Origin of the sequence: Ruminococcus sp. NK3A76 (genome assembly GCF_000686125.1) — a bacterium.
Lineage (GTDB): Bacteria > Bacillota > Clostridia > Oscillospirales > Ruminococcaceae > NK3A76.
Map to the genome: position 1 here is coordinate 3,083,023 of NZ_JMMA01000002.1, position 25,396 is coordinate 3,108,418.

21 protein-coding genes and 1 tRNA gene are annotated in these 25,396 nt (G+C 46.4%); 11 read left to right on the top strand and 11 right to left on the bottom strand.

Annotation, left to right across the window (positions count from 1 at the left end; genetic code table 11):
* Positions 1-37 precede the first annotated feature (37 nt).
* The gene (locus tag CD05_RS0114295) at positions 38-1,399 is read right to left on the bottom strand and encodes an MATE family efflux transporter (RefSeq protein WP_028511049.1); all 1,362 of its coding nucleotides are present in this window, start codon (positions 1,397-1,399) and stop codon (positions 38-40) included.
* Between the two features lie 51 nt (positions 1,400-1,450).
* Entirely contained in the window at positions 1,451-2,668 is a 1,218-nt protein-coding gene (locus tag CD05_RS0114300; RefSeq protein WP_028511050.1) for an aminotransferase class I/II-fold pyridoxal phosphate-dependent enzyme, read from the bottom strand.
* A gap of 232 nt (positions 2,669-2,900) precedes the next feature.
* Between CD05_RS0114300 and CD05_RS0114305 the strand changes: the two genes are divergently transcribed.
* From CD05_RS0114305 to CD05_RS0114315, 3 genes are all read left to right on the top strand, one after another.
* Positions 2,901-3,863 carry a cobalamin biosynthesis protein gene (locus CD05_RS0114305; protein WP_028511051.1) on the top strand — a complete coding sequence of 321 codons (963 nt, stop codon included), beginning with the start codon at positions 2,901-2,903 and terminating at the stop codon, positions 3,861-3,863.
* Between the two features lie 158 nt (positions 3,864-4,021).
* On the top strand, positions 4,022-6,004 hold the full coding sequence (metG, locus tag CD05_RS0114310; RefSeq protein WP_028511052.1) for a methionine--tRNA ligase: 1,983 nt from the start codon (positions 4,022-4,024) through the stop codon (positions 6,002-6,004).
* A 65-nt stretch (positions 6,005-6,069) separates the two neighbouring features.
* Positions 6,070-6,146, top strand: a tRNA-Arg gene (locus tag CD05_RS0114315).
* A gap of 683 nt (positions 6,147-6,829) precedes the next feature.
* On the opposite strand, the gene CD05_RS0114325 is transcribed toward CD05_RS0114315, so the two are convergent.
* The 9 genes from CD05_RS0114325 to CD05_RS0114370 all read right to left on the bottom strand — a co-directional run bounded on the left by CD05_RS0114325 (position 6,830) and on the right by CD05_RS0114370 (position 15,380).
* Positions 6,830-9,040: an alpha-galactosidase gene (locus CD05_RS0114325; RefSeq protein WP_028511054.1), complete on the bottom strand. Its 2,211-nt coding sequence runs from the start codon at positions 9,038-9,040 to the stop codon at positions 6,830-6,832.
* A gap of 31 nt (positions 9,041-9,071) precedes the next feature.
* Entirely contained in the window at positions 9,072-9,467 is a 396-nt protein-coding gene (locus CD05_RS0114330) for a hypothetical protein (protein ID WP_051589049.1), read from the bottom strand.
* Between the two features lie 177 nt (positions 9,468-9,644).
* On the bottom strand, positions 9,645-10,409 hold the full coding sequence (locus tag CD05_RS0114335) for a hypothetical protein (protein WP_028511056.1): 765 nt from the start codon (positions 10,407-10,409) through the stop codon (positions 9,645-9,647).
* Between the two features lie 23 nt (positions 10,410-10,432).
* Positions 10,433-10,972, bottom strand: coding sequence for a hypothetical protein (locus CD05_RS0114340; RefSeq protein ID WP_028511057.1), 540 nt, complete (start codon positions 10,970-10,972; stop codon positions 10,433-10,435).
* Positions 10,973-11,086: 114 nt separating this feature from the next.
* Positions 11,087-11,851, bottom strand: coding sequence for a hypothetical protein (locus tag CD05_RS0114345; RefSeq protein ID WP_028511058.1), 765 nt, complete (start codon positions 11,849-11,851; stop codon positions 11,087-11,089).
* Positions 11,852-12,291: 440 nt separating this feature from the next.
* On the bottom strand, positions 12,292-13,677 hold the full coding sequence (locus CD05_RS0114355; protein ID WP_028511059.1) for a glycine--tRNA ligase: 1,386 nt from the start codon (positions 13,675-13,677) through the stop codon (positions 12,292-12,294).
* A 432-nt stretch (positions 13,678-14,109) separates the two neighbouring features.
* The gene (locus CD05_RS0114360; RefSeq protein WP_028511060.1) at positions 14,110-14,871 is read right to left on the bottom strand and encodes a hypothetical protein; all 762 of its coding nucleotides are present in this window, start codon (positions 14,869-14,871) and stop codon (positions 14,110-14,112) included.
* On the bottom strand, positions 14,872-15,099 hold the full coding sequence (locus tag CD05_RS0114365; protein WP_028511061.1) for a hypothetical protein: 228 nt from the start codon (positions 15,097-15,099) through the stop codon (positions 14,872-14,874).
* Positions 15,096-15,380 (bottom strand): DUF5104 domain-containing protein, encoded by a 285-nt coding sequence (locus CD05_RS0114370; RefSeq protein WP_028511062.1) that lies wholly within the window; start codon positions 15,378-15,380, stop codon positions 15,096-15,098. The genes CD05_RS0114365 and CD05_RS0114370 overlap by 4 nt, the downstream gene beginning before the upstream one ends.
* Positions 15,381-15,646: 266 nt before the next feature.
* Here CD05_RS0114370 and dnaA point away from each other — a divergent pair, with 266 nt between their 5' ends.
* From dnaA to gyrA, 8 genes are all read left to right on the top strand, one after another.
* The gene (dnaA, locus tag CD05_RS0114375) at positions 15,647-16,999 is read left to right on the top strand and encodes a chromosomal replication initiator protein DnaA (RefSeq protein ID WP_028511063.1); all 1,353 of its coding nucleotides are present in this window, start codon (positions 15,647-15,649) and stop codon (positions 16,997-16,999) included.
* A 441-nt stretch (positions 17,000-17,440) separates the two neighbouring features.
* Positions 17,441-18,547 carry a DNA polymerase III subunit beta gene (gene dnaN, locus CD05_RS0114380; protein WP_028511064.1) on the top strand — a complete coding sequence of 369 codons (1,107 nt, stop codon included), beginning with the start codon at positions 17,441-17,443 and terminating at the stop codon, positions 18,545-18,547.
* 5 nt (positions 18,548-18,552) lie between these two features.
* Complete coding sequence (locus tag CD05_RS0114385) at positions 18,553-18,774, top strand: RNA-binding S4 domain-containing protein (protein ID WP_028511065.1); 222 nt, start codon at positions 18,553-18,555, stop codon at positions 18,772-18,774.
* Positions 18,771-19,913, top strand: coding sequence for a DNA replication/repair protein RecF (recF, locus tag CD05_RS0114390; RefSeq protein ID WP_028511066.1), 1,143 nt, complete (start codon positions 18,771-18,773; stop codon positions 19,911-19,913). Before CD05_RS0114385 ends, recF begins: the two co-directional genes overlap by 4 nt.
* Positions 19,891-20,151, top strand: coding sequence for an extracellular matrix/biofilm biosynthesis regulator RemA family protein (locus CD05_RS0114395; RefSeq protein WP_028511067.1), 261 nt, complete (start codon positions 19,891-19,893; stop codon positions 20,149-20,151). The genes recF and CD05_RS0114395 overlap by 23 nt, the downstream gene beginning before the upstream one ends.
* Positions 20,152-20,169: 18 nt before the next feature.
* Entirely contained in the window at positions 20,170-22,188 is a 2,019-nt protein-coding gene (gene gyrB, locus CD05_RS0114400) for a DNA topoisomerase (ATP-hydrolyzing) subunit B (protein ID WP_037323053.1), read from the top strand.
* Between the two features lie 13 nt (positions 22,189-22,201).
* Positions 22,202-22,801 carry a hypothetical protein gene (locus CD05_RS18905; RefSeq protein ID WP_051589050.1) on the top strand — a complete coding sequence of 200 codons (600 nt, stop codon included), beginning with the start codon at positions 22,202-22,204 and terminating at the stop codon, positions 22,799-22,801.
* A gap of 23 nt (positions 22,802-22,824) precedes the next feature.
* Entirely contained in the window at positions 22,825-25,350 is a 2,526-nt protein-coding gene (gene gyrA, locus CD05_RS0114410; RefSeq protein ID WP_028511069.1) for a DNA gyrase subunit A, read from the top strand.
* Positions 25,351-25,396 lie beyond the last annotated feature (46 nt).

Sequence of the window (25,396 nt, forward strand, 5' to 3'; positions counted from 1 at the left end):
GAAAAAGTTTGACAAAAACCTTTTTGCCCTTTTTTTATTACGGTGTTTCTTTCTTCGGCTGCGGCAGCTCTCTCTTTATCTGTTTCATCGTTACTGCATAGAATATCAATGACACCACCATCGCCGTTATCCAGCCTATCGGCCACGAAAGCCATATCCCTCTCGCTTCACCAAGTCGTTTTGACAAAATGAACGCCAATATGACTCTGAGTATCAGGTCGGAAAAGGTCGTGCCCATGAAAAACGGCATACGCCCCGTTCCTCTTAAAAGTCCGTCCGCCATGAGCTTTACCCCGACAACGGTATAAAAGGGTGCGACTATCTTTAAAAACTCTCTGCCTGTTTCAAGCACCTCAGGGCTCGCTCCCTTATCAAGGAAAAGCCGCATCATCACGTCCGGGTATATATAGTATCCTGCAATAAACGGCACCGAAACTATCAGCGCCATAACTATCCCGGCCTTGAAGCCCTGTCTTATACGCTCCCTGTTGCCTGCGCCGTAGCTCTGTGCGCAGAAGCCTGACAGTGCGTTGCCCATAGTCGAAAAGCTCGTCACAGCAAAGGTGTTCAGCTTTATCGCCGCACTGTAGCCTGCTATAACGCTCTTGCCGTAGCTGTTGACAAGCCCCTGTATGAAAATGTTGCCTACCGACACAAAGCTCTGCTGCAAAATGCTCGGCACGGCATATGCCGACACCCTGCAAAGCATTCTCCATGAGAAAAGGGGGGCTTTTTCCTCTGTCTTTATCTGCTTAAGCTTTCTCAGTATCACGCACACCGACAGTATGCAGGAAACGCCCTGCGCTATGAATGTCGCCCACGCAGCACCGGCCACTCCCCACTTAAACACTGCCACAAACAGCAGATCAAGCAGCACATTTCCGACCGACGAGCCGATAAGGAACATCAGCGGAGTTTTCGAGTCGCCGAGTGCTGTGAATATGCCGGTGCATACGTTATAGACAAACAGGAAGACAAGCCCCAGCGTGTATATCCTCAGATACACCGCACTGTCGGTGAAGATATCCTCCGGGGTGTTTACCATTGAAAGCAGCGGCCTGCAGAAAATGATCCCGAACACCGTCAGCACAAGCGCCGCAGCCGTGCTTGCGATAAGCGTCGTTGTCGAAGATGTTTTGACCTTCGGGTATATCTTTGCGCCGAAATACTGCGATATCACGACCGCACAGCCGACGTTCACCCCGACTGCTACTGCCATGAATATCATAGTTATCGGGTAAGATGCACCGATAGCCGCCAGAGCGTCCTCCCCGGCGAACTGCCCGGCGATAGCTGAATCTGCGATGCTGTACATCTGCTGGAACACGACGCTCAGGAACATAGGCACGGTAAATTTCCACAGTACCTTGGCAGGCGAACCGATTGTAAGATCCTTCATTAAAATGCTCCTATCATAAAAGCCCACAGACATAGCCGTGGGCTGAAAGTGTTATTTCTGCTTGTATGTCTTTAAGAAATCCTCCAAAGCGTCCATAGAGGTCTTAAGAGAATCAAGGTCGGGAAGATAAACGATGCGGAAGTGGTCAGGTGTCTCCCAGTGGAAGCCGCCGCCGTGAACGAGGAGAATGTGCTTTGCCTTTAAGAAGTCAAGCACGAACTGCTCGTCGTTTGTTATGTTGAAACGCTTTGCATCTATCTTCGGGAAAATGTAGAATGCAGCCTGCGGCCTTACAGCCGACATACCCTCTATCGAGTTCAGCCTGTTTACTATGTATTCACGCTGCTCGTATATCCTTCCGCCGGGGGCAAGAAGTGTTTCGAGCTGTGGGTTTGACTTGAGCGCTACAGGTATTACAGCCTGTGCCGGAACATTTGAGCAAAGACGCATCGAGGAGAGCATATTTAGCCCCTCTATATAGCCCTTGACATTCTTTCTGTCTCCCGAAAGGCTCATCCAGCCGCAGCGAAAGCCTGCTATCATGTGCGACTTTGAAAGTCCGTTGAATGTAACACAGAATACATCAGGGCAGATAGACGCTATAGATGTGTGCTTTGCACCGTCCATGAGCAGCCTGTCATATATCTCGTCCGAGAAGATGATAAGCCCGTTCTCCCTTGCAAGCTGTGCTATCTGCTCGAGTATCTCCCTCGGGTAGAGCGCACCTGTCGGGTTGTTGGGGTTTATTATAACTATGCCCTTTGTCTTGTCGGTTATCTTGCTTCTCATGTCGTCTATGTCAGGATACCAGCTGCTCTGCTCGTCGCAGATGTAGTGAACGGCCGTGCCTCCTGCAAGAGTTACAGAAGCAGTCCACAGCGGATAGTCAGGTGCCGGAACGAGCACCTCATCGCCGTTGTCGAGCAGCGCCTGCATCGACATAGTGATAAGCTCAGAAGCACCGTTTCCCGTGTATATGTCATCGGGAGCAACGCCCTCGATGCCCTTTGTCTTGTCATAAGCGGCTATCGCTTCTCTTGCAGCATAAAGACCCTTCGAGTCAGAATACCCCTCTACATCAGGCAGCGATGCTGTCATCTGAGCTATGAGGTCAGCAGGCGCTCTGAAGCGGAAGGGCGCCGGGTTGCCGATGTTGAGCTTAAGTATCTTCTCGCCCTTTGCTATCATGGCATTTGCCTCGTCCATTACCGGGCCTCTTATGTCATAGCATACATTATCGAGCTTGTGCGATTTGCCGAGTATTTTCATCATTCATCATATCCTCACTTTTTAAATATACGGCAGCCGCTTTGCATTGCAGCAATGCCGGGATAAAGCCCCCGAAAGCCGTACATTACATATTATATTACTTTTTAAATGCTATGTCAATAATTGCAGGCAAACTTTGGGGAAATTTATAAAAATGACTATTGATTTTATTGGCTGTATCTGTTATAATATAGGTTAGATGTAAGAAATAACAGGTGAAAAGGGTGAAAAGATGATAATATATTCCCTCGTCGCACTGGCAGCGGGATATGTGATGGATATGATGTTCGGGGATATATTCTCGGCATACAGTCTGTCGAAGTTCATGGAAAAAACGGCAAACTTCTTTAAAGATAAGCTCAAAGCCCGCTATGTTTCCTCCCACGAGGGGCAGACGCTCGCCGGGAGCCTTCTGCTCGCTATAATGATAATACTGTTCATAGCTCCGCTGACACTGCTTTTGGTGCTCGCCTATAAGCTGCACCCGGTGGTCGGGGTAATACTTGAGAGCTTTTATGTTTTCGGCGCTATAAACGAAAAAAAGGTAAACTACTACGGCACAGGCATACTTAAGGCTCTGCGTAAGGGCAAGCCACTCGCAGCAAGAAGAAAGCTCATGGAGATGACCGGCGAGAATACAAAGGGTATGCGTGAAGACGAGATAGTCAAGCTCTCGGTAAGAGGTATAGCTGAGTATACATTTGAAAATGCGATAGCTCCGCTGTTTTTCATATTCATAGGCGGCGGTATAGGCGGCCTTGTGTATCTTGTTATAAACAGGACTGCGAAGGCTGTCAGAAGCGAGGATATATACTTCTCGCTCGCAGCAAGGGGCATGAACGACGTGTTGGGCTATTTCCCGGCAAGGCTCGCAGCTTTTCTTAGCGTCAAGGATGCAAGACTGCTCGCTCTCGATTTTTTAAACGCCCAGAAGATATGGAAGCGTGACGGAAAGAACCTTGGCAATATAAACGCCTCGCAGACAGTTGCGGCTTTTGCAGGCGCTCTTGATATCGAGGTCGTCGGCAATATATATGAAGACGAGCCCTTTATCCCCAGCCAGCATATAGGCGACCCGAAAAAGGAGCCCGACCAGAGCGATATCTTCTACGCTCAGCAGATATCCTACGGCGCTGTTTTTATGGCGGCAGTCGCATTTATGGCTGTAAGGCTCATACTTGGTCTGATATTCTGATAGATAATGGCGGCTGCGGCCGTCATTTTTGCACCTTGGGATGTTTTTTGCAAAAAGCCGGGCTTTGCTTTTCATACTACGCTGCTATAGTTTGACAATGAATGCTAAATGTGGTATAATAATTATTGTATCTTATCTCACCGAAAGGAGAAATCACTATGGATAAAAAGTATTACATTACTACCCCTATATACTACCCCTCGGGTGATCCGCATATAGGGCACTGCTATACTACAGTTGCGTGTGACTCTATCGCACGCTATAAGAGAATGCAGGGCTATGATGTCATGTTCCTCACCGGCACAGACGAGCACGGCCAGAAAATAGAAGAAAAGGCCAAGGCTCAGGGCATCACACCCAAGGCATATGTCGATGAAAAGGTCGCAGTTTTCAAAAAGCTGTGGAACTATATGAATATTGATTACGACAGATATATCCGTACTACCGATGACTACCACGTTTCGGCAGTTCAGAATATCTTCAAGCGCCTCTATGATAAGGGCTATATCTATAAGGGCGAGTATAAGGGCAAATACTGCACCCCCTGTGAGAGCTTCTGGACAGAGAGCCAGCTCGACGAGAACGGCTGCTGCCCCGAGTGCCACAGAGAGGTAAAGGAGGCTAAGGAGGAGGCTTACTTCTTCAAGATGTCTCCCTTCGCAGACAGGATAGAAAAGCTGCTTTTAGATACCGACTATCTCCGCCCTAAGTACAGAGCACAGGAGCTTGTCAATAACTTTATCAAGCCCGGCCTTGAAGACCTCTGCGTTTCAAGAACCTCCTTCACATGGGGCGTGCCTGTAACATTTGACGAAAAGCACGTTGTCTATGTGTGGATAGATGCTCTCTCAAACTATATCACAGCTCTTGGCTATGAGAACAGCACATATAATGACTATGCCAAGTTCTGGCCTGCTGATGTTCATATGGTAGCTAAGGATATCATGAGATTCCATGCTATCATCTGGCCTGCAATGCTCATGGCTCTTGAAGAGCCGCTGCCCAAGCACCTCGCAGTTCACGGCTGGATAACCTTCCTCAATAAAAAGGGCGAGGAGCAGAAGATGTCCAAGTCTCTCGGCAATGTGGTAGACCCCTTCATGCTCGGCGAGCGCTACGGTGTCGATGCTATCAGATACCATATCTTAAGAGAGATGGCTCTCGGCGCTGACAGCGCATTCTCAAACGAGATAATGATAAACCGCATCAACTCAGACCTTGCAAACGGCTTCGGCAACCTTGTTTCCCGTACCGTTGCTATGGCTGATAAGTATTTCGGCGGCACACTTCCGGCAGAGCGTGAGGCAGGCGAGTTTGATGATTCGCTTATCGAGTGTGTAACATCTCTGCGTGCAAAGGTAGACCTCTGCATCGATGAGACAAGGCTCAAAAATGCTCTTGAGGAGATATTCACAGCAGTTGACAGAGCCAATAAGTATATCGACGAAACAGAGCCCTGGAAGCTCGGCAAGGACGAGAGCAAAAAAGCACGCCTTGCAGCAGTGCTCTACAACCTGCTTGAAGCTATCCGTGTCATTTCGACACTTCTTTCACCCTTTATGCCTAACACTATGCCTAAGGTATGGCAGCAGATAGGCGCATCTGAGGCTGATGCTACCTACGACAACGCAGGAAAGACAGGCGTTTTGCCGGCTGATGTTACTGTTCACAAGGGCGAGATACTCTTCCCGAGAATAGATATCGACAAGGAGATAGAAGCTCTCAACGCAATAATCGAGAAGAACATGGCAGATGCCAAGGCAAACCTCTCCGACGAGGAAAAGGGCAAAGAGTTCACTCCCCCCGAGCTTAGTGATGAGATAACTATAGACGACTTCGCAAAGGTAGATATCCGTATCGCTCAGATAAAGTCTGCCGAGAAGGTCAAGAAGTCAAAGAAGCTGCTCTGCTTGCAGCTTGACGACGGTTTCGGCGGCAGACAGGTCGTTTCGGGCATAGCAGAATGGTATAAGCCTGAAGACCTTGTCGGCAAGAAGATAATGCTCGTTGCAAACTTAAAGCCTGTTAAGCTCTGCGGCGTTGAGTCAAACGGCATGATATGTGCAGCCGACAACGCAGACGGCGGCGCAACAGTCATCTTCCCCGACCAGTCACTCCCGAATGGTGCTAAGGTGAGATAATAGTATTCACTATTCATTATTCACTTTTCACTATTCGTTAAAGGGGGCACAAGCCCCCTGTTTCTGCGCCCGTAGCTCAGCTGGATAGAGCGTCAGACTCCGACTCTGAAGGCCATGCGTTCAAATCGCACCGGGCGTACCATCAAAAAACCACCTAAAGCAAGATCTTTAGGTGGTTTTTGTATTTTTCACTGTTCATTACTCACAAATGCCATTGTTTGACAGAACAATACTTATGTGCTATACTGTATTTGCTGCTTCAACTCCGACCTTAACAGGGAAGGAGGTGAAAAAGGTGTCGGAACTGATAGCATCAATACTGTCTTCTGTTGCAGAAAGTGTAATAGCAGATTACATAACCAAGTGGCTTGACAAGAAGCATAAGAAGCAGTAAGCACAAAGGCGAGGAGTGGCCGCTCCTCGCCTTATTTTTTGTGAAAAAAGTGTCGGAAACTTAATTTCATCACCTACATTATAACACCAAGCACCTGATTTGTCAAGCCCTGCCCTGTTTGACTGTCCAGGATATATATGCTATACTGTAATTGCTGTCAAACCCAATCCGATAGCGGAGAGGGGGGAGACTCAGTGCTATTTATTACCTACATTCTTTTGCCTGTTATAACGGGTGTGCTTGCAAATTTTCTCTTTTTGTACATACGCAGGCGTATCCGTAAGTGGCTGAACAGGCGAAGGAAATAAAACTAACGACAGCACAGCCCAAAACAAAGCCCCCGACTTGACTGGTACTCTTGTCGGGGGTATTTTGTTTAATATCAGTGCTTTTATTACCTGACTATATTATAACACCTTATTTGCCTTTTGTCAAGCCCTCACAAAATGCAGCGTCTTAGAAACATAATCTCCGTACAGCCCGTCAACGTTCCACATCTTTGCAACATTTATCCCTGCATACATAAGCGCTGCACCCGAGAGCTTCTCCTCAGGCTTGCTCTCCTCATAGTAGTAAGCATCGGGGTCAAGACCCTTCAGCTTTATGTTCCTTGAACGCTCATTAGGCCTGCCTATCACCTGTACAAACTCAAACAGCGCCTCGCTCTTGTCCTTTGCAACAAACATCCATGCGTCCCAGCTGTTGTCCTCAAACATATTGCCTATGCGGTAGTGGTCGCCTGTGCGCACTAAGGGATTGAATTTCTTGAACTTCTCTATCTGCGCAGGGATAGCATTCCTGTCCTCCTCGGGTATGCGTGTAACGTCAAGCTCGTAGCCGAATGTTCCGACAAGCGCTACATCTCCCCTCGTTGCAAAGGGCGTTACCCTGCCGCAGGAGTGGTTCGGGCAGTCGGAAACGTGCGCACCCATTGCCGAGCAGGGATAGCACATCGAAGTGCCGTGCTGTATCTTTAATCTCTCTATCGCATCTGTGTCGTCAGAGCACCATATCTGCGGGCTGAAATATAACATTCCCGGGTCAAACCTCGCACCGCCGCCCGAGCAGTTCTCAATGAGTATGTGCGGATAATCTGTCGTCAGCCTGCCCATAAGCTCGTAAACGCCCAGTACATACCTGTGCCACAGCTCCTGCTGCCTGTCAGCCGGCAGCGCAAATGAGCCGACCTCTGTGTGCTGCCTGTTCATGTCCCACTTGATGTATTCTATGTTCGCCGAATCAAGTATCTTCCTCATCATTGAGTATACATAGTCTCTGACCTCTTTGCGTGAGTAGTCGAGTATGTACTGCTCTCTCGACATGGTAAGCTCTCTGCCACGGATCTGTATTGCCCAGTCAGGGTGCGCTCTGTAAAGCTCGGAGTCGGGCGAAACCATCTCCGGCTCAAACCATATGCCGAACTTCATGCCCAGCTTGTTTACTTCATCTACAAGATGCTTTAATCCGCCCTGCAGCTTCTTTTCATATACGAACCAGTCGCCTAATGATGAATTGTCAGAATCTCTGTGCCCGAACCAGCCGTCGTCCATAACAAGCATCTCGATGCCCAGCTTGCTTGCCTGCTGCGCAATGCTTATCAGCTTTTCTGTCGAGAAATCAAAGTACGTTGCCTCCCAGTTGTTTATAAGTATCGGGCGGCGCTTGTCCTTGTATTCGCCCCTTATCAGATTCCCTCTGTAAAGGTCGTGGAATGTGCGTGACATCTTGCCGATGCCGCAGTCTGAGTGTACCATTACCACCTCAGGCGCTGTGAACTGCTCGCCCGGCTCTAACTTCCATGAGAAATCAAGCGGATTTATGCCCATAACAAAGCGTGTCTTCTTGTGCTGTGTCACCTCTGCGGTTGCTGCAAAATTGCCGCTGTATACAAAGTTAAAGCCGTAAACCTCGCCGCTGTCTTCATCTGCCTTGTGCTCGCAGAGTGCAACGAAGGGGTTGTTCTGGTGTGAGCTCTCGCCACGACAGGAATCAATCCCCTGCTTGCCGTGATGTAAGCGGCAGCGCTCGACTGCCCTCTCCCTTGCCCACGAGCCGTTAAGTGTTATCATGTCAAATTCGTGCGTGTCAAAGTCAACGCAGGTCGAGAGTACACGGGTGATATAAACTGCCTTGTCTCCCACATTTCTGACGATCGCACTTCTTGTTATGACATCGAGCTTTTCAAACGCCGTGTAAAAAAGCGATACCTCAAGCCCTGCCGGCTTGTCCTCCATTATCACCTCTAAGGTGCTGCAGGGGCTCTCCTCAGTCGCAAATGTCGCAGGCATCCCTTCAAGTGCAGGCTTGCCCTTTGTTATTTTGTAGCCCTTGTAGCGCAGATCGCAGGTCGATGTGCCGTCAGCGGCCCTTATCTTGAAGCATGGCTCTCTGTAGTCGCCCACCCCGAAGCAGGAATACTCCATCGGCAGCGAGTCAAGGTATGATGCCCTGTCACGGTTGTTGGTAGCCGGTGTAAACGGGCTCTCGTCAAAGCGCATTATGCTCGTCATGTCAGTATCTGGGATCTTGCGCCCGTAGTAGACGTGCGCTAAATACTCCCCGTCTGCTGCCATGAGCATATATGTGGTGTCCTTCGCATCGAGCTTGAATGTCCTCGAGCTTTCGTTGAATGTGATATTAATAACGATCAGTCCTTTCGGTTAGTTTTTCATTTTATAAAACGTGAATATCTACAATGTTTGCTTTGATACCGTTATCGCTGAATAAAAACTCCATAATAAGTGTCAGGTCATTTAACTTGCTGTCTGTCGTAAGGTCATAGTCGACCTCAAAGCCGGTACCGTTATTGTATAAATATACACTGAACTGATGATATAAAGACTTGTCATATGCAGGCTGAAAGTTGTTCGGAACACCGTATCTGTCATAGTGCGATAATTCGTTGTCTTCCAGATACCCCTCTGCCCATTCTTTGAAATCATCAACTGTAGTTGTTTCATCCTGAAATCCGGCATACTTGGGGATCAGATCATATCTGCCGTCTGCCATACAATCAACAATTTCCTTAACTATCGGTTCAGCCAGAACCTTTGCTTCCTGCTCTGTCATTGCTTTATCCTCCTTTTGTATCCCGATCACAAAAGTAAAAATATACTTTTTCTGCTTGAAATCCATTCTACCATAAATAAAAAAAATAGTCAATCAATGTAAACGTTTGTAAAAAAATATTTTTCAGAGCATAACAAAACCCGGGAGCATTATCCTGCTCCCGGATCTTGTTTCTTATCAGCTCATCATCTCTTCAAGCGCCGTCTTTATGTGCTCGGTGTTGTCAGACTCTGAGAATGCATACGAAAACTGTAAAAAGCTGTTGTCGCTGTTTTTGTTTTCAAAAACAAAAGTGTAGATATACGACTTAACGCCCCTCTGCGAATAGCTTATAAAAATAGTCTTTGCATCTCCTGCGCTGCCCTCTGTCATCTCAACATCGCTGACACTCATAGGGTCGCCCTCGTCGGGGGTGGTCAGCTCGGTGTATACCTGCCTGAGCTTTTCAAGATATTCTTCGCCGCTGACCTTTATGCTGTCCTCAAAGTTTATAAGCTCAACTGTTGAGGAAACGCCCAAGTCGTCGTTGAATGCCGTCGCAGCTGTCTGTGAGGGCTTGTCGTTCTTTATCTCGTAGCCCTTGACCTCCCAGCCGTCGGGGTAGCTTATGTCCACTCCGAAATCAGCCGAAGCTATTCTCTTGCTGTCGCACCTTATGTCAGTCTGCGGCATATCATCTACCTGTGATGAATCCGGCTCTGACGAGTCGTCCGCAGTAGTCGTTGTTACAGAGGTCTGCTGGGTCTGTGTTTCCGACTCGCTGCTGTTTTGCGGTGCTGCGGTGGTAGTGGTAGCAGTCTCAGCTTCGGAAGATGTTTCCTCGCTTACTGCTGCTTCCTTGGTGGCAGTCGTCGTGCTGTCCTTGCTTGTGTTGCTGTCCGCCTCCGAACAGGCCGTCAGCATTATAGCAGCCGCAGCTGCCAGAATAAATGCTTTCTTCATTCTTGTTTCTCCTTAAAGGCAGATCAGAAATCGACTATTATCCACTTTCCGTCAACCTTGCCTATATACATAGTCTCATTTTCAGTCTCTTTTTCAGTGCTGCTATCGCCTTTGGACTTGATAGTGAACTCGGTCTTTATCTTATAGCCTTCAGTCACCTCTATATCATCGCTGTCAGTGCGTCTCTGTAATTGAGATGACAGATCCTCCAGCTTGTCCTTATCGAGCTTTTCCTTGTCCTTTACCTTGTAGGTGATTTTGACACCCTCGCCGTATCTGCTCTCAAAGCTGCTTTTCAGATGCTCTGCCTGATCGTCAAAACAATCCTCGCCGCCGTTTTCTTCACGGTATTTTATCTCTGCCTCGCAGAAGCACTTCTTTAATTCCTTGCCGCTTCCCTTGGTTATAGCGTTGACGTATGACTCTATCGGTCTTTCATATGCCGGTGTGTCGTCTTCATCGTCCTTGTCCTTGCTGCTGCCGTCACCGCAGGCTGTCATCAGAAATGCCATTGCCATTACCAGTAACATAAGCGGTAAAAAGATCTTCATTCTCTTCTTCATTTTCTTCGTCCTCCTGATTTTTTTTATTTTTTTTATGCAAAGAATCTTTGCTTCTTGCCTTTTATCTATTCCCTGTTATCAGAACAGGTCGAGCAGTACCCACCTGCCGTTTACTTATCCTACACCTAAGCTGTCTTCATCTTCCTGACTGCCGATGCTTCCGCTCACCTTTGCCTTGATGTTAAGAAGATATCCTTTCTCGATGTTAAGATCAATGCCGTAGCCATTCAGGTATTTGTTTTTGTAGTCCTCAATGTCGCTGTCAGTCAGCTCAGTCTTGCCATTAATGCTTACGGTTATCTTGCAGTCGTCACCGTAGCTTTCCTTTGTCTGCTCTGTGAGCTGGCTGAGTATATCCCAGCTGTTGTTGTCCTTGAATACCTTGATTATCTCGTCCGGCAGTACATTTTCATACTTTGTCAAGTCGCCTGTCTCCATAGCCTCGAACATATCGTATATCGGCTTTTCCTCAGGTGATATCTCACCGGCAGCAGCAGCTGTAGTAGTAGTGTCAGGCTCAGACTCACTGCTGTCAGGCTCTATTACTACTATTCCCGGGTCATCAGGCTCCGGCTCTGGGTCGTAGGTGTATTCGCTGCTCTCATCATCATTGCTGCCTGCGTCTGCCTTGTCATCGGGCTTGCTGTCATCAGCTGCATCAGAGCTCTTGTCATCATCAGCCACGCTGCTGTCAGAATTGCTGTCAGAGCTGCTGTCGCTGTCAGCCTCCGATGAAGATATAGATACACTGCTCGATGAGTCCTTGCTTTTCTTTGAGCTGCTCTCATCATCGTCCTTGTCAGAGCAGGCTGTCAAAGCCATAGATGCTGCCATAACGAGTGATAGGATAACTGCTAAATCCCTTCTTTTGTTCTTCATCTGTTTTCCTCCGTTAGTTTCCCTCAATATGAAAAGCCCCTCATTAAGGGCATTTCAAAAACCCCTTTTTAAAGGCACCACCGCACGACCACCGGCTCTGGCCTTTGTGTGCCATCTGCTTGCCGAATTTCCGTCATAATACCCAATTTCACCTTGTTTTACGCCAGTAAAACTGCGGCAAAAATGAGCATTCTGACGAAAATTCGGAGTGTTCAGCAAAGCTGAACAACCGCATACTGACACACAATGGTCGTGCGGTGTTGCCTAAAAAAAGCAGCTATGTACGTCTTATGCTGCGTCAAGCCCTCTTGTAGTGCAAAAAGCACGCCTTCGAGGTCTTTCCTTGCATCTGACGCACCTATCTGCTTTTTCATTTACCAAAGGGGCTTTAGTGATTCCCTTAAAAATATCTTTTTCAAGAGGGGTGCTGTTTCATTGAATTAGAATTCTATCTTCTTTTCGATGTATGCTGCGAGGTCTTCTATCTTTATTCTCTCCTGCTCCATAGTGTCTCTGTCACGGACTGTCACGCAGCCGTCCTCTACAGAGTCAAAGTCATATGTCACGCAGATAGGTGTGCCTATCTCGTCCTGACGGCGGTAACGCTTGCCTATAGAGCCTGCAACGTCGTAATCTACGTTGAATTTCTTTGAAAGGTCTTCGTATATCTTGCTTGCCTGCTCGTCGAGCTTCTTGGAAAGCGGAAGTACGCAAGCCTTGAAGGGTGCAAGATACGGGTGGAAGTGCATAACTGTTCTTACGTCAGGCTTTTCCTCTGTGCCGATGTTCTCCTCGTCGTAAGCCTCTGTTATAACTGTGAGGAAAAGTCTCTCAACACCGAGCGAGGGCTCGATAACGTAAGGGATGTATCTCTCGCCCGACTCCTCGTCCAAGTAGTCGAGCTTCTTGCCGCTTGTGTTTATGTGCTGTGTCAGGTCGTAGTCTGTTCTGTCAGCAACGCCCCACAGCTCGCCCCAGCCGAACGGGAAGAGGTATTCAAAGTCAGTCGTAGCCTTAGAGTAGAAGCAGAGCTCCTCCTTGTCGTGGTCACGGAGCCTTAAGTTCTCCTCCTTGATGTTAAGGGAAAGCAGCCAGTCACGGCAGAAGCTCCTCCAGTAGTCAAACCACTCAAGGTCTGTGCCGGGCTTGCAGAAGAATTCAAGCTCCATCTGCTCAAACTCTCTTACACGGAATATGAAGTTTCCGGGTGTTATCTCGTTTCTGAAGCTCTTGCCGACCTGTGCAACACCGAAGGGTATCTTCTTTCTCGATGTTCTCTGAATGTTCGAGAAGTTTACGAATATGCCCTGTGCAGTCTCAGGACGCAGATAAAGCTCGTTCTTTGAATCCTCAGTTACGCCCTGGAAGGTCTTGAACATGAGGTTGAACTGTCTTATGTCTGTGAAATTGTGCTTGCCGCAGTTGGGGCAGGGAATGCTCTTTTCCTTGATGTAATCCATCATCTGATCGTTTGACCAGCCGGCAACGTTAGTGCCGTCAAAATCCTCGATGAGGTTGTCGGCTCTGTGCCTTGTCTTGCACTCCTTGCAGTCCATGAGCGGATCGGAAAAGCCGCCTAAGTGACCGGAAGCCACCCATGTCTGAGGGTTCATGAGTATAGCCGAATCAAGGCCTACATTGTATTTGTTCTCCTGAATGAACTTCTTTCTCCAGGCATTCTTTATGTTGTTTTTGAGCTCAACGCCAAGCGGGCCGTAATCCCATGTGTTAGCAAGACCGCCGTAGATCTCACTGCCGGGGTAAACAAAGCCTCTGCCCTTGCAAAGAGCAACTATTTTATCCATTGTCTTTTCGGTATTCTTCATAGCTTTATCTCCTTATTAAAATAATCTACCCTTCATTATATAATAAACTAAGTCATTTGTCAAGCAATTTGACTTATACCTACCCTTATGTATAAAAAAAGCCCCTGAAAAGTGCGGTGGCGATAAAGAAGTATTTGACAATTACAGCTTTGTATGTGCCACCGCTAAAAGAATAAATAATAAAGAAGAAAGAATAAAGAATAAACAATGTGTCCGCTTTGCGGACATATTTCAAAATATATCGCCGCAGGCGATACCTTGATTATTATTTCTTATTTATTCTTTCTTCTTTTTTCTTTTAGCAGGCGCTGTACTAAGTAACGCAAAGACACTTCTGCCGTGATACAGCAGAAGTGTCGGAATAAAAACTTCTTTATTGCGCCTGCGCTAAACGGGGCTTTACTTGCTGTTTTGCTCAAAGAAAGAGCGTTTTTATTTCCATTTTACCTTTTTTAAATACAGATTGTTGAATTCCTTCCAGTGGTATTTTTCCCTTGCCCTGAAATTATCTGTAATGCCGGATAAATCGCATTTTTTCTCAACGCTGAATCCTTCTACCTTTATCAGCCAGTCGCTTCCGATAACGCTCTTTATTATGTCCTTGACCATGCTCTTTTCCCGGCTCTTTTTTCTGTAAGCTCTGTCTATCTTAAGATAATACCACCTTATCCCGTCGGTCAGTATCATTTTCTTGAAGTGTATGAGCTCTCTTAATACCTCGGCCTCTCCCTTGTCAGTCACAGGCTTGTTGTTTTTCATGATAACAGTCTCTGTCACCTTTTTCTTTACATTGCTGTCCTTAGAGGCTATGAGCTTAGTTCTCTTTTGTATCCTCAGCGTGTCAAGACTGCTGCCTAAGCTTTCAACTATCCTTTCAACGCTGTTGTCATTTTTGAACTTCTTTATCTCGACGCAGCCGTAGATATACTGCCTCTGTCCTTCCCTGCTCTGGTCAAACCTCTTGTCTACTATCACCAGGTCAGGCACCTGCCCGAACGCCGTGAAACACTCTCTCCCCGGCAATTCTCTTAACACCCTCTCAGAGGGCAGAGCCATGTTGTGTATATCTCGTACAGTCATGTATTCAGGCAGAGTTTCCCTTATCACCCTGTTGATGATGTAGTATAAGTCTTCCTCCTGCCCGTATTGCCGGTCTATGAGCATAAGCTCATCGTAGTATTCCCATATATCCATTTATTTTTCCTTTATACCTATGTTGTAGATGCCGTTGTCCTTGTCTTCCTTTGCAGGATCGACCTTGACTAAGGTGTCTATCACCTTTATCAGCATTACGCCCTCTTTGTCTGAATTATCCTTGCATTTGTACCAGCCGTCAAAGCTGATCTTGTATTCCTTGCCCGACTCGGTGACTATCTTCTGAGTGTAGGCGTTGTACTGCTTGTTGTCATCATCGCCGCTCATACTGGCCTTTGTGTTGCCTTTATCTTTCCGTCTATGAAAGAGAATGCCTCTTCTATCTCCTTGTCAAGCTCGCTGTCATTGTCTGTGGCGTATTTGCACATCATTTTCTTTATGCCCTGCTTGTCGCCGTCCTCAAAGCATTTGAGTATCTCCTCCTGCTTTTCCTGCGCATATTCCTGCGCTGTCTTTGAGCTGTCCTCCGATGTATTGACCGAGCAGGCTGTCAGTATAGCTGCCATGATTATTATAAGTGCTGTTAGTAAGATGCTTGTCCTTTTCATGCTGATACCTTTTTTCATGTGCAGTATGGTGTAGGGTATTATTATTATATACTATTATTTTATCATTGTCAATCAGAATATTGTAAAGTGGATAATATTGTTATGATATTTCTCTGCCGCCAAAAAATGTTTTCAAATAGAGATACTATTTATAATATATAATACTTGAAATTTTTCTGTGTTTGTGATATAATAGATAAGTAAACTGGCTTAATGTTTGTTTAAATACATTTTTGGAAATTTGTGTAATATAACGGAGGTATAAAATGGAATCTTTCGGTGATGTTTTTGAGCTTGTAAAGAGCTTTTGCCGTAACTATCCAACCATAAGTGATATAGGCTTCAATAAATGGATAAATGTCTTAGAGCCCTATAAACTCGAAAATAACGTGGCTTACCTTTACGCCGAGAATGAGTTTGCAAGAAAGACAGTTCTTGATAACTACGGCGATATAATAAAAGAGGGCTTTTATAATACTCTCGGCTTTGAGGTCGAGCTCAATATCCTTATAAAGGACGAGGAGGAAAAGGAAGACGACGAGGCAATAAAGCGTATCACCGATATCTACGGCGATAACAGTGAAGCCGATGCCCTTACCTTTGAAAACTTCGTAAAGGGTAAATCAAACGAGCTCGCACTTGCTTTCTCGATAGCTGTGGCTGATAAGTATAATAAGAACAAGAACGTCGATTCAAGCTCGATATTCAACCCCCTCTTTATCTACGGCGACTCAGGCCTTGGCAAGACACACCTTATGAAGGCTATTGTCCATGAGATAAAGAAAAATAACCCCAATATGAATATCATCTATACCACAGGCGAGAGCTTCACAAACGAGATAGTAAAGGCTATACAGAATAACTCAACGATAGAGTTCCATGAAAAATACCGTAATGCCGATATCCTGCTCGTCGATGACGTGCAGTTTATTGCCGGCAAGGAAGCTACTCAGGAAGAATTCTTCCATACCTTCAACGATATCTATAACGCAGGAAATCAGATAGTCCTCACCTCTGATATAGCTCCTTCGAGAATGTCAAGACTTGAAGAGAGGATACGTTCACGTTTCTTAAAGGGCGTGCCTGTCGATATCCAGTCGCCTGACTTTGAAACGAGAATGGCGATAGTCAAGAGAAAGGCCGAGCTTGTAGGTCTTCAGCTCTCAGACCCGATAGCAAGACTTATCGCTGAGAAGATAAAGACCAATATCAGACACCTGGAGGGCACAGTCAACCTTATCAAGGCAATAGCTGCATATACCAACGAGCAGCCTACAATGGCTATGACCCAGCGTGCTATCAGAGAGATGATGGTCGAGAACCAGCCTGCCGAGATAACAGTTGACAGAGTAATAAGCGACGTTGCAGCAATGTTCAAGGTATCCCCCGAGGAGATACGCTCGACAAACAGGCGTGCAAATGTATCCCTTGCAAGAAAGATAACTATATATGTGCTAAAGCAGGTAAAGAATATGACATATCAGGAGATAGGCGACGAGCTCGGCAAGAACCACTCGACTATGACCCTCCACTATCAGGATGCCTGCAATATGCTCAAGGAAAACGCTCAGCTCAAAGAAAATGTCAATGAGATAATCAATAATCTCAAAGAAAAGTGATCTCAGCACCCAGTTTTTTCCTTGTGTCTGATTTTTAATACTTTAAACTATTGTTTAAACACTTTAAACAACGATCTGCCCCTGTAATGTAAGGGCAGGCGGTGACCTTAAACGTTTAAGGTCAGAAAAAAGTTTAAAAACCGCCACTTCTCAACAAATAACCTAACATTCAACAAACATTTTACTGACATTTCAAACCCATTAAATATTTCAACATTTTATCAAGATCCGTCAAACAATCTTCCCCCATACCCCGCCCGCTGGTTTTTCGGGGCCTGCATTCATCTTTCAACACTTTAAACAGGCTCTACTAATAATACTAACAAATAAAGATATATACACATAGTTTTTTGTGTTTTCTCCCTCACCCTCTTCTCTCTTTTAAACACACAGACCATCGTCTATATATCATCATACTTTCATACAGAAAGGAACCTTCATATGAAATTCTTATGTAAAAAGAAAGCTCTCTATGATGCTGTCAATAATGTATCAAAGGGTGTTGCAGAGCGCTCTGCAAATCCTCTCCTTGAAGGAATGAAATTCCACCTTGACGGCAGCCTTTTAGAGCTTACCGGCTACGACCTCGAAATAGGTATAAGAACATCAGTGCTTGTAAATTCTGATGATGAATGTACATTCATTCTCAAACCACGCCTTCTTTCAGATATCATCAAGAATATGCCTGAGGAGGATATACTCTTTGAGATAACCGAGAGCTTCCACATCACCATATCAAGCGGCAGCGCTTCCTATAATATCTCAGCTGTTGACGGTGAGGAATACCCCGAGCTCCCCGAGAAGGAGACAAAGGAAGTCATGACTATCTCCCAGCCTGTTTTAAAGGCTATGATAGAACAGACAAAGTTCGCAGTCGCAGTTTCTGAGGCAAAGCCGATACTTAAGGGCGAGCTTTTTGAGATACAGAAGAATACCCTTACTATGGTAGCGATAGACGGCTACAGACTCGCTGTAAGACGTGAGGCTATCAAGTTTGACGACGTGGCAAGATTTGTAGTTCCTTCAAAGAGCCTTGCTGAGGTGGCAAAGCTCCTCTCAGACAACGAGAATGATTTCTGCCAGATGTATCTGTCAGAAAAGCATATAATCTTTGAGATAGATAATTACCTTGTCTATTCAAGACTTCTTGAAGGCGAGTTCCACCCCTATGAGAGCGCAATACCCAAGAATTTCACAACAGAGGTCGAGGTAAACAGAAAAGAACTCATCACCTGCCTTGAAAGAGCAATGCTCGTTATCTCTGAAAAGGTCCCGACACCTATCAGATGCCACTTTGAAAACGGCGAGATAAAGCTCTCCTGTGCCGGCGATATGGGTAAGTTCAACGACGAGATGAACGCCGATATCACAGGACCTGTTATGGAGATAGGCTTTAAGTGTAAGTATCTTGTCGAGCCTTTAAAGGTTCTCGATGATGAAAAGGTAAAGCTCCAGATGGGCGGCAGTTTGCTTCCTATGAAGATAGTTCCTATGAACGGCGAGCATTTTACATACCTCGTACTTCCTGTACGTCTTAAACAGAACTGAAAGCTATGAAAGAAATAAAAGTCAAGATAAAAACAGATCATATAAAGCTCGATTCGCTGCTCAAATTCGCAGGCCTTGTTGAAACAGGCGCTGACGGAAAGCTCATAGTCAAAGAGGGCAGGATAAAAGTAAACGGTGAAGTCTGCACGATGCGTGGCAAGAAGATAACCGAAGCCGACAAAGTGCAGATTCCTGAGATAGATACCGAGATAGTGGTAGAAAAATGAAGATAACTTCACTTTGCTGCTCGGGCTTTAAAAATCTCAAAGATATAGATATCACCCCTCATAAGGAAATGAATATCCTCATGGGTGAGAATGCCCAGGGCAAGACAAACCTTATCGAAGCTATCTGGCTCTGTACAGGAGTGCGCAGCTTCCGTTCTACCAAGGATCGGGATATGATAGCTCTTGACGGCGACAGGGCAGACATCACCATAGGCTTTGAAAATGATATCAGAGAGCAGAAGATAGACCTTTCAGTCATAAGACAGGATATAAAGAATAAGCGTATCTTGCTTAACGGCGTAAAACTGCCTTATATGTCAAAGCTCTTTGGCAAGCTAAGATGTGTAGTATTCACACCGGAAGATCTCTCTCTTTCAAAAGGCTCGCCTGATAACAGACGGCAGTTTGTCGATCTTTGTATCTCGCAGATAAAAAGCACATATGCATCTGTCGTCAACCGCTATAACAGTATCCTGGAGCAGCGTAATACCCTGCTTAAGAATATAGCCTTCGGCAGGTCTGAAAGAGACGATCTCGAAGTCTGGGATATACAGCTCTCAAAGCTCGGCGCTTATATCTCCATGATGAGATATAACTATACCAAAAAGCTCGACACATACGCTTCACGCCTTTTTGATGATATCTCAAAGGGCAGAGAGAAGCTGTCTCTTTTCTACCAGTCAACAGTCTTTGATACTCTCGAAGGCAGGACAGATTATGTGTCAGACCTTGCGCCTGAGTATCTTAAAATGCTTGAAGAAGCAAAAAATGACGATATAAAGCTCGGCTTCACCACAAAGGGTATCCACCGTGATGACCTGAGCGGCACTATAAACGGCATCTCGATAAGAGAATATGCCTCCCAGGGTCAGCACCGCTCGACAGCGCTCGTGCTAAAGCTCTCTCAGGCGTATATCTTAACTGAGGAAACAGACGATCCGCCGGTGATACTGCTTGATGATGTCATGAGCGAGCTTGACCGGTCAAGACAGGAATTTGTGATAAATAAGATAAGCGATATGCAGGTATTCATCACCTGCTGCGATATGAATGAGCTTATAAGCTCGTCAGAAGGCAGCCTGTATATCATAGAAAACGGAAGGGTGAAAATACAAAATGCTGCTCCACCTCGGAAATGAGATAAGTATATCATCAAAAGAGATAGTAGGCATATTTGATATCGAGGGCTCCTCCGTGTCTAAGATAACGAGGGATTTTCTTAACAACGCCGAAAAAAAAGGCAAGAAGATAGTCTACTGTACCTACGATATGCCAAAGAGCTTTGTAGTCACATTGGATGAAGACCTCACCGAGAGGATATATATAAGCCGTATATCCTGCGCAACACTGTTAAAACGCTTTAAAAGAGGATATTGATTTAATGCATTATGCATTATGCATTGTGCATTGTACCGAAGGGAGTGCAATAAATTGAATCTGAACGAAGAAGAAAACATACTCAACGAGGAGATAAAGGCAACTCAGGTCGATAAAGACAGCGACTACGGTGCCGACCAGATACAGGTGCTCGAAGGCCTTGAAGCCGTAAGAAAGCGCCCGGGTATGTATATCGGCTCAACAGGCCCCAAGGGTCTTCACCACCTTGTTTATGAGATAGTTGATAACGCTATAGATGAAGCCCTCGCAGGCTTCTGTACTGAGATAAATGTCAGGATACTTCCCGGAGATGTTATAGAAGTCTCCGATAACGGCCGTGGTATCCCTACAGGTATCCACCCCAAGGAAGGCATTTCAGCAGCAACTGTCGTTTATACGGTGCTGCACGCAGGCGGTAAGTTCGGCGGCGGCGGTTATAAGGTCGCAGGCGGCCTGCACGGCGTTGGTGCATCAGTCGTTAACGCCCTTTCCGAGTGGCTTGAGATAACCGTCTATGACGGCGAGAATATCCACTTCCAGCACTTTGACAGAGGCCATTATACCGAGCAGCTCAAAATAATAGGCAAGACTGACCGTACAGGTACAACAGTCAAGTTCAAGGCTGACGGCGAGATATTCTTAGAATCCACAGTCTATGAATATAAGGTGCTGCTTAAGAGACTCCGTGAGCAGGCTTTCCTTAACGCAGGTATCAAGATAGTTTTCTCAGATGAGCGTGATCCCGATAATCTGATAAGCGAAACTCTCCACTATGAGGGCGGTATCAGGGAGTTTGTAAAGTTCATACATAAGAACAAGGGTGTAGTTCCGCTCTCTGATGACGTTATATATGTAAACGGCGTTGACGGCGATTCCTTTGCCGAGATAGCTATGCAGTATAACGACGACTATAACGAGCTTGTGCTCTCCTTTGCAAATAATATCCATACCCCTGACGGCGGCTCGCACGATAAGGGCTTCCGTACAGCACTTCTTAAGGTGCTCAATGAATACGGCAAGAACTTCGGCCTTTTAAAGGACGGCGAAAGACTCAACGGCGACGATGTCACCGAAGGCCTTACAGCAATAGTTTCAGTCAAGCTCACAAACTGTGAGTTCGAGGGTCAGACAAAGGGCAGGCTCGGCAACCCCGAGGTAAAGCCCTTCGTAGAAAAGATAGTCAACGAAAAGCTCATGAACTATCTCGATGAAAACCCCGAAACAGCACGCCTTATCTTTGAAAAGAGCATCAAGGCAAAGGAAGCAAGAGAAGCTGCAAAGAGAGCAAGAGACCTCACAAGAAAGCGTAAGTCCGCTCTTGAATCCGCTTCACTCCCCGGAAAGCTCGCTGACTGCTCTGAAAGAGATAACGAGCAGACCGAGATATATATAGTCGAGGGTGACTCTGCGGGCGGCTCCGCTAAGGAAGGCCGTGACAGACGCTACCAGGCTATCCTCCCCCTCTGGGGCAAGACGCTCAATGTAGAAAAAGCAAGAATAGATAAGGTCTACAGCTCAGAAAAGCTGCTCACCGTCGTTACCGCTTTGGGTACATCTATCGGTGATGAATTTGATATCAACAAGCTGCGCTACGGCAAGGTAATAATCATGGCCGATGCCGATGTCGACGGCTCGCATATCAGAACACTGCTGCTTACCTTCTTCTTCCGCTTTATGCGTCCTCTTATCGACGAGGGTCATGTGTATATCGCACAGCCTCCGCTCTTTAAGGTGTCCCGTGGCAAGCAGACAAGATACGCCTTCTCTGATGATGAAAGAGATAAATATATAGCAGAGCTCTCAAACGACGGTGCTGTTAAGGTAGACGTCCAGCGCTATAAGGGTCTTGGTGAGATGGATCCCGTGCAGCTTTGGGAGACGACTATGGATCCTAAAACAAGGATAATGCTCAGAGTCACAATGGAAGACGCTATCAAGGCAGACGAGGCATTCACAGTCCTCATGGGCGATAAGGTAGGCCCGAGAAAGGAATTTATCGAGCAGAACGCCCAGTATGCAAAGGATCTTGATGTATAAAGGAAGTGTCAGTTTGTCAGAAAATGAAAATAAAGCCCTTGAAGGGATACTCCTCTCGTTTGAGTATAATGTCAAAAACTCCGAGGAGGAACAGGCCTTCACGGCATTTCAGAAAAAATATGTCTATAAGGGCAATATAATAAAGACTGTGCTTTTCGGCATAGTCGCACTGCTGTTTCTGGTGTCATTCATAAGAGACCCGAAGGAATATTTAAACCCCGTGCTCATGTTTGTAAGCCTTGCTTTCATATTTGTCATATGGTTCAATACCTTCAAGATAAGAAAGTCTCTTTTGCAGGCTCTTAAGGTGCTTGAAAATGATAAGTATATCTTCACCCTCTATGACGACCGCTTTTCTATTGAGACAATACTTGACGAGAGCGAGTTTGATGAGGACGAGGAGATACCCGTAGTCAAGCCGAGAGTAGTCACCTTCGGTGAAACAGAGATACACGTCATAGAGAATATAGATATGTATATCCTCATTCTTAAAAAGGACACGATATATGTCCTGCCCAAGAGATGCTTTGATGAGAACATCTCAAAGGAGCTCGGTGATAAATTCAGAGAAAAGCTGGGCGAAGAATACGAAACAAAACTGTCAGTCAGCTGATTGAAAAGGAGTGAAAATACAAGGTGTTTGATGAAAATTCAACTGTTATAGATACCGATATTGAAGGCCTTATGCGAGAGAGCTTTCTTCAGTATTCAATGGCAGTTATAGTATCCCGTGCGCTCCCCGATGTAAGGGACGGCCTAAAGCCCGTTCACAGAAGAATACTCTATACCCTTTTTGAAAACGGTATAACCCCCGATAAGCCTTACAGAAAGTGCGCCGATACAGTAGGCTCGGTGCTCGGCAGATATCACCCTCACGGTGATGCTTCCGTTTATGATGCGCTCGTTCGTCTGGCTCAGAAGTTCTCTATGCGCTACCCTATGGTAGACGGTCACGGTAACTTCGGTTCCATTGACGGCGACCCGCCTGCTGCTTACCGTTACACGGAAGCTAAAATGGCTAAGATGTCGGTCAATATGCTTACCGATATCAATAAGGAAACAGTCGATTTCCAGCCTAACTATGACGACAGACTCAAAGAGCCCACAGTGCTCCCCTCACGCTTCCCGAACCTTTTATGTAACGGTTCTACGGGTATAGCAGTCGGCATGGCGACAAATATCCCCCCGCATAACTTAAATGAAGTAATAGATGCACTTAAACTCTTAGTTGAGAACCCCGACGCAACACTTGATGAACTTATGACCTGTATCAAGGGGCCTGACTTCCCTACAGGCGGTATCATCATGGGCAGAGCCGGCATCAGGGCAGCCTATGGCACAGGTCGTGGTAAGATAACCCTGCGCTCTGTCACCAATATCGAGGAGATAAAGGGCAGAGAGTGTATCGTCGTTACCGAGATACCCTATATGGTAAATAAATCACGCCTTGTTTCCTCTATTGCTGACCTTGTAAAGGATAAGCGTATCGAGGGTATACATGATCTGCGTGATGAATCCGATAAGGAAGTCGGCATACGTATAGTCATCGAGCTTAAAAAGGACGCTATAGCACAGGTAGTTTTGAATAAGCTCTTCAGCTTCACACAGCTTCAGGATACTGTCGGCGTTATCATGCTCGCCCTTGTTGACGGCGTGCCGAAGGTGCTCACACTCAAGCAGTGCCTGGAGCAGTATCTTGATTTCCAGGTAGATGTCATAACAAGAAGAACGCAGTTTGACCTCAGAAAGGCCAAGGAGCGTGCTCATATAGTCGAGGGTCTTGTGATAGCCCTTGATAATATCGACAGAGTTGTCGAGATACTAAAAACATCAAAGAGTATCCCCGAAGGTAAACAGCGCCTGTGCGATGAATTCAGCCTTTCAGAGATACAGTCAGAGCATATCGTTCAGATGACTCTCGGCAAGCTCACCGGTATGGAGCGTCAGAAGCTCATCGACGAGTTGGCTGAGCTCAAGGCTCGTATAGAAGACCTTGAGGATATCCTTGCAAACCACGACAGAGTGCTCCGGATAATCCTTGATGAGCTCCAGGTGATAAGAGATAAGTTCGGCGACGGCAGAAGGACTTCTATCGAGAACGTCAGCGGCGAGGTAGATATCGAAGACCTTATCCCCGTTGAGGAAAGCGTTGTTACATATACCCATAACGGCTATATCAAGCGTACCGCAATAAGCGCATATAAGGCGCAGAAGCGTGGCGGTAAGGGCGTTCAGGGCATGAAGCAGCGTGAGGAGGACTTCGTTGAGGAGATGTTTGTATGCTCGACGCACGATAATATCCTCTTTATCACGAATAAGGGTCTTATGTACCGCCTTAAATGCTATGAGCTCCCCGAGGGCTCAAAGAGCGCAAAGGGCAATAATATAGTCAATATCCTTCCCCTCTCCGAGGGCGAAAAGGTAGCTCAGATGATAAAGACTGAGGACTTTGCCGAGGGCAAGTATCTTGTCATGGTCACAAAGTCCGGCAAGATAAAGAGAACAGCGCTCTCGCTCTATAAGAACGTCCGCAAGAACGGCCTTATCGCAATCGGCCTTGACGAAGACGACGAGATAATGGGTGCACGCCTTACCTACGGCGATAACCAGCTTATCATAGCTACCCGTAACGGTATGGCGATCCGCATCGAGGAGACCTGTATCAGACAGATGTCACGTCAGGCTCACGGTGTAAAGGCTATCAAGCTGCGTTCCGGCGACCACGTTGTTTCTATGGCAAGAGTAAGAGAGGGTGCAGCTGTGCTCACAGTCACCGAAAAGGGTCTTGGCAGACGCTGCGCACTTGAAAGCTACAGGATACAGAACCGTGGCGGCTTCGGTATGCTCAACTATAAGACGTCAGATACCAAGGGCTATGTCTGCGGCATCAAGGTCGTTGACGATACCGATGATATAATCATGATATCCTCAGACGGTATAATTATAAGACTCCGTGCTTGTGATATCCGTATCATGGGCAGATATGCAACAGGTGTCCGCCTTATGCGTGTGGGAGAAAACGAGAAGGTAGTGGCCTTCACCCGAACCGAGCATGAGGAAGATGCAGAGATAACCGCAGTTGAAGATAACGGCGAGGAAGACGTTGCAGACCCCGAGAATGAAGACCTCGGCGAGAGCAATGAGCCTGATGATGATGAATAAGTAATAATGTTATCCCCGACTTGTTCGGGGATAATTTTTTACTATT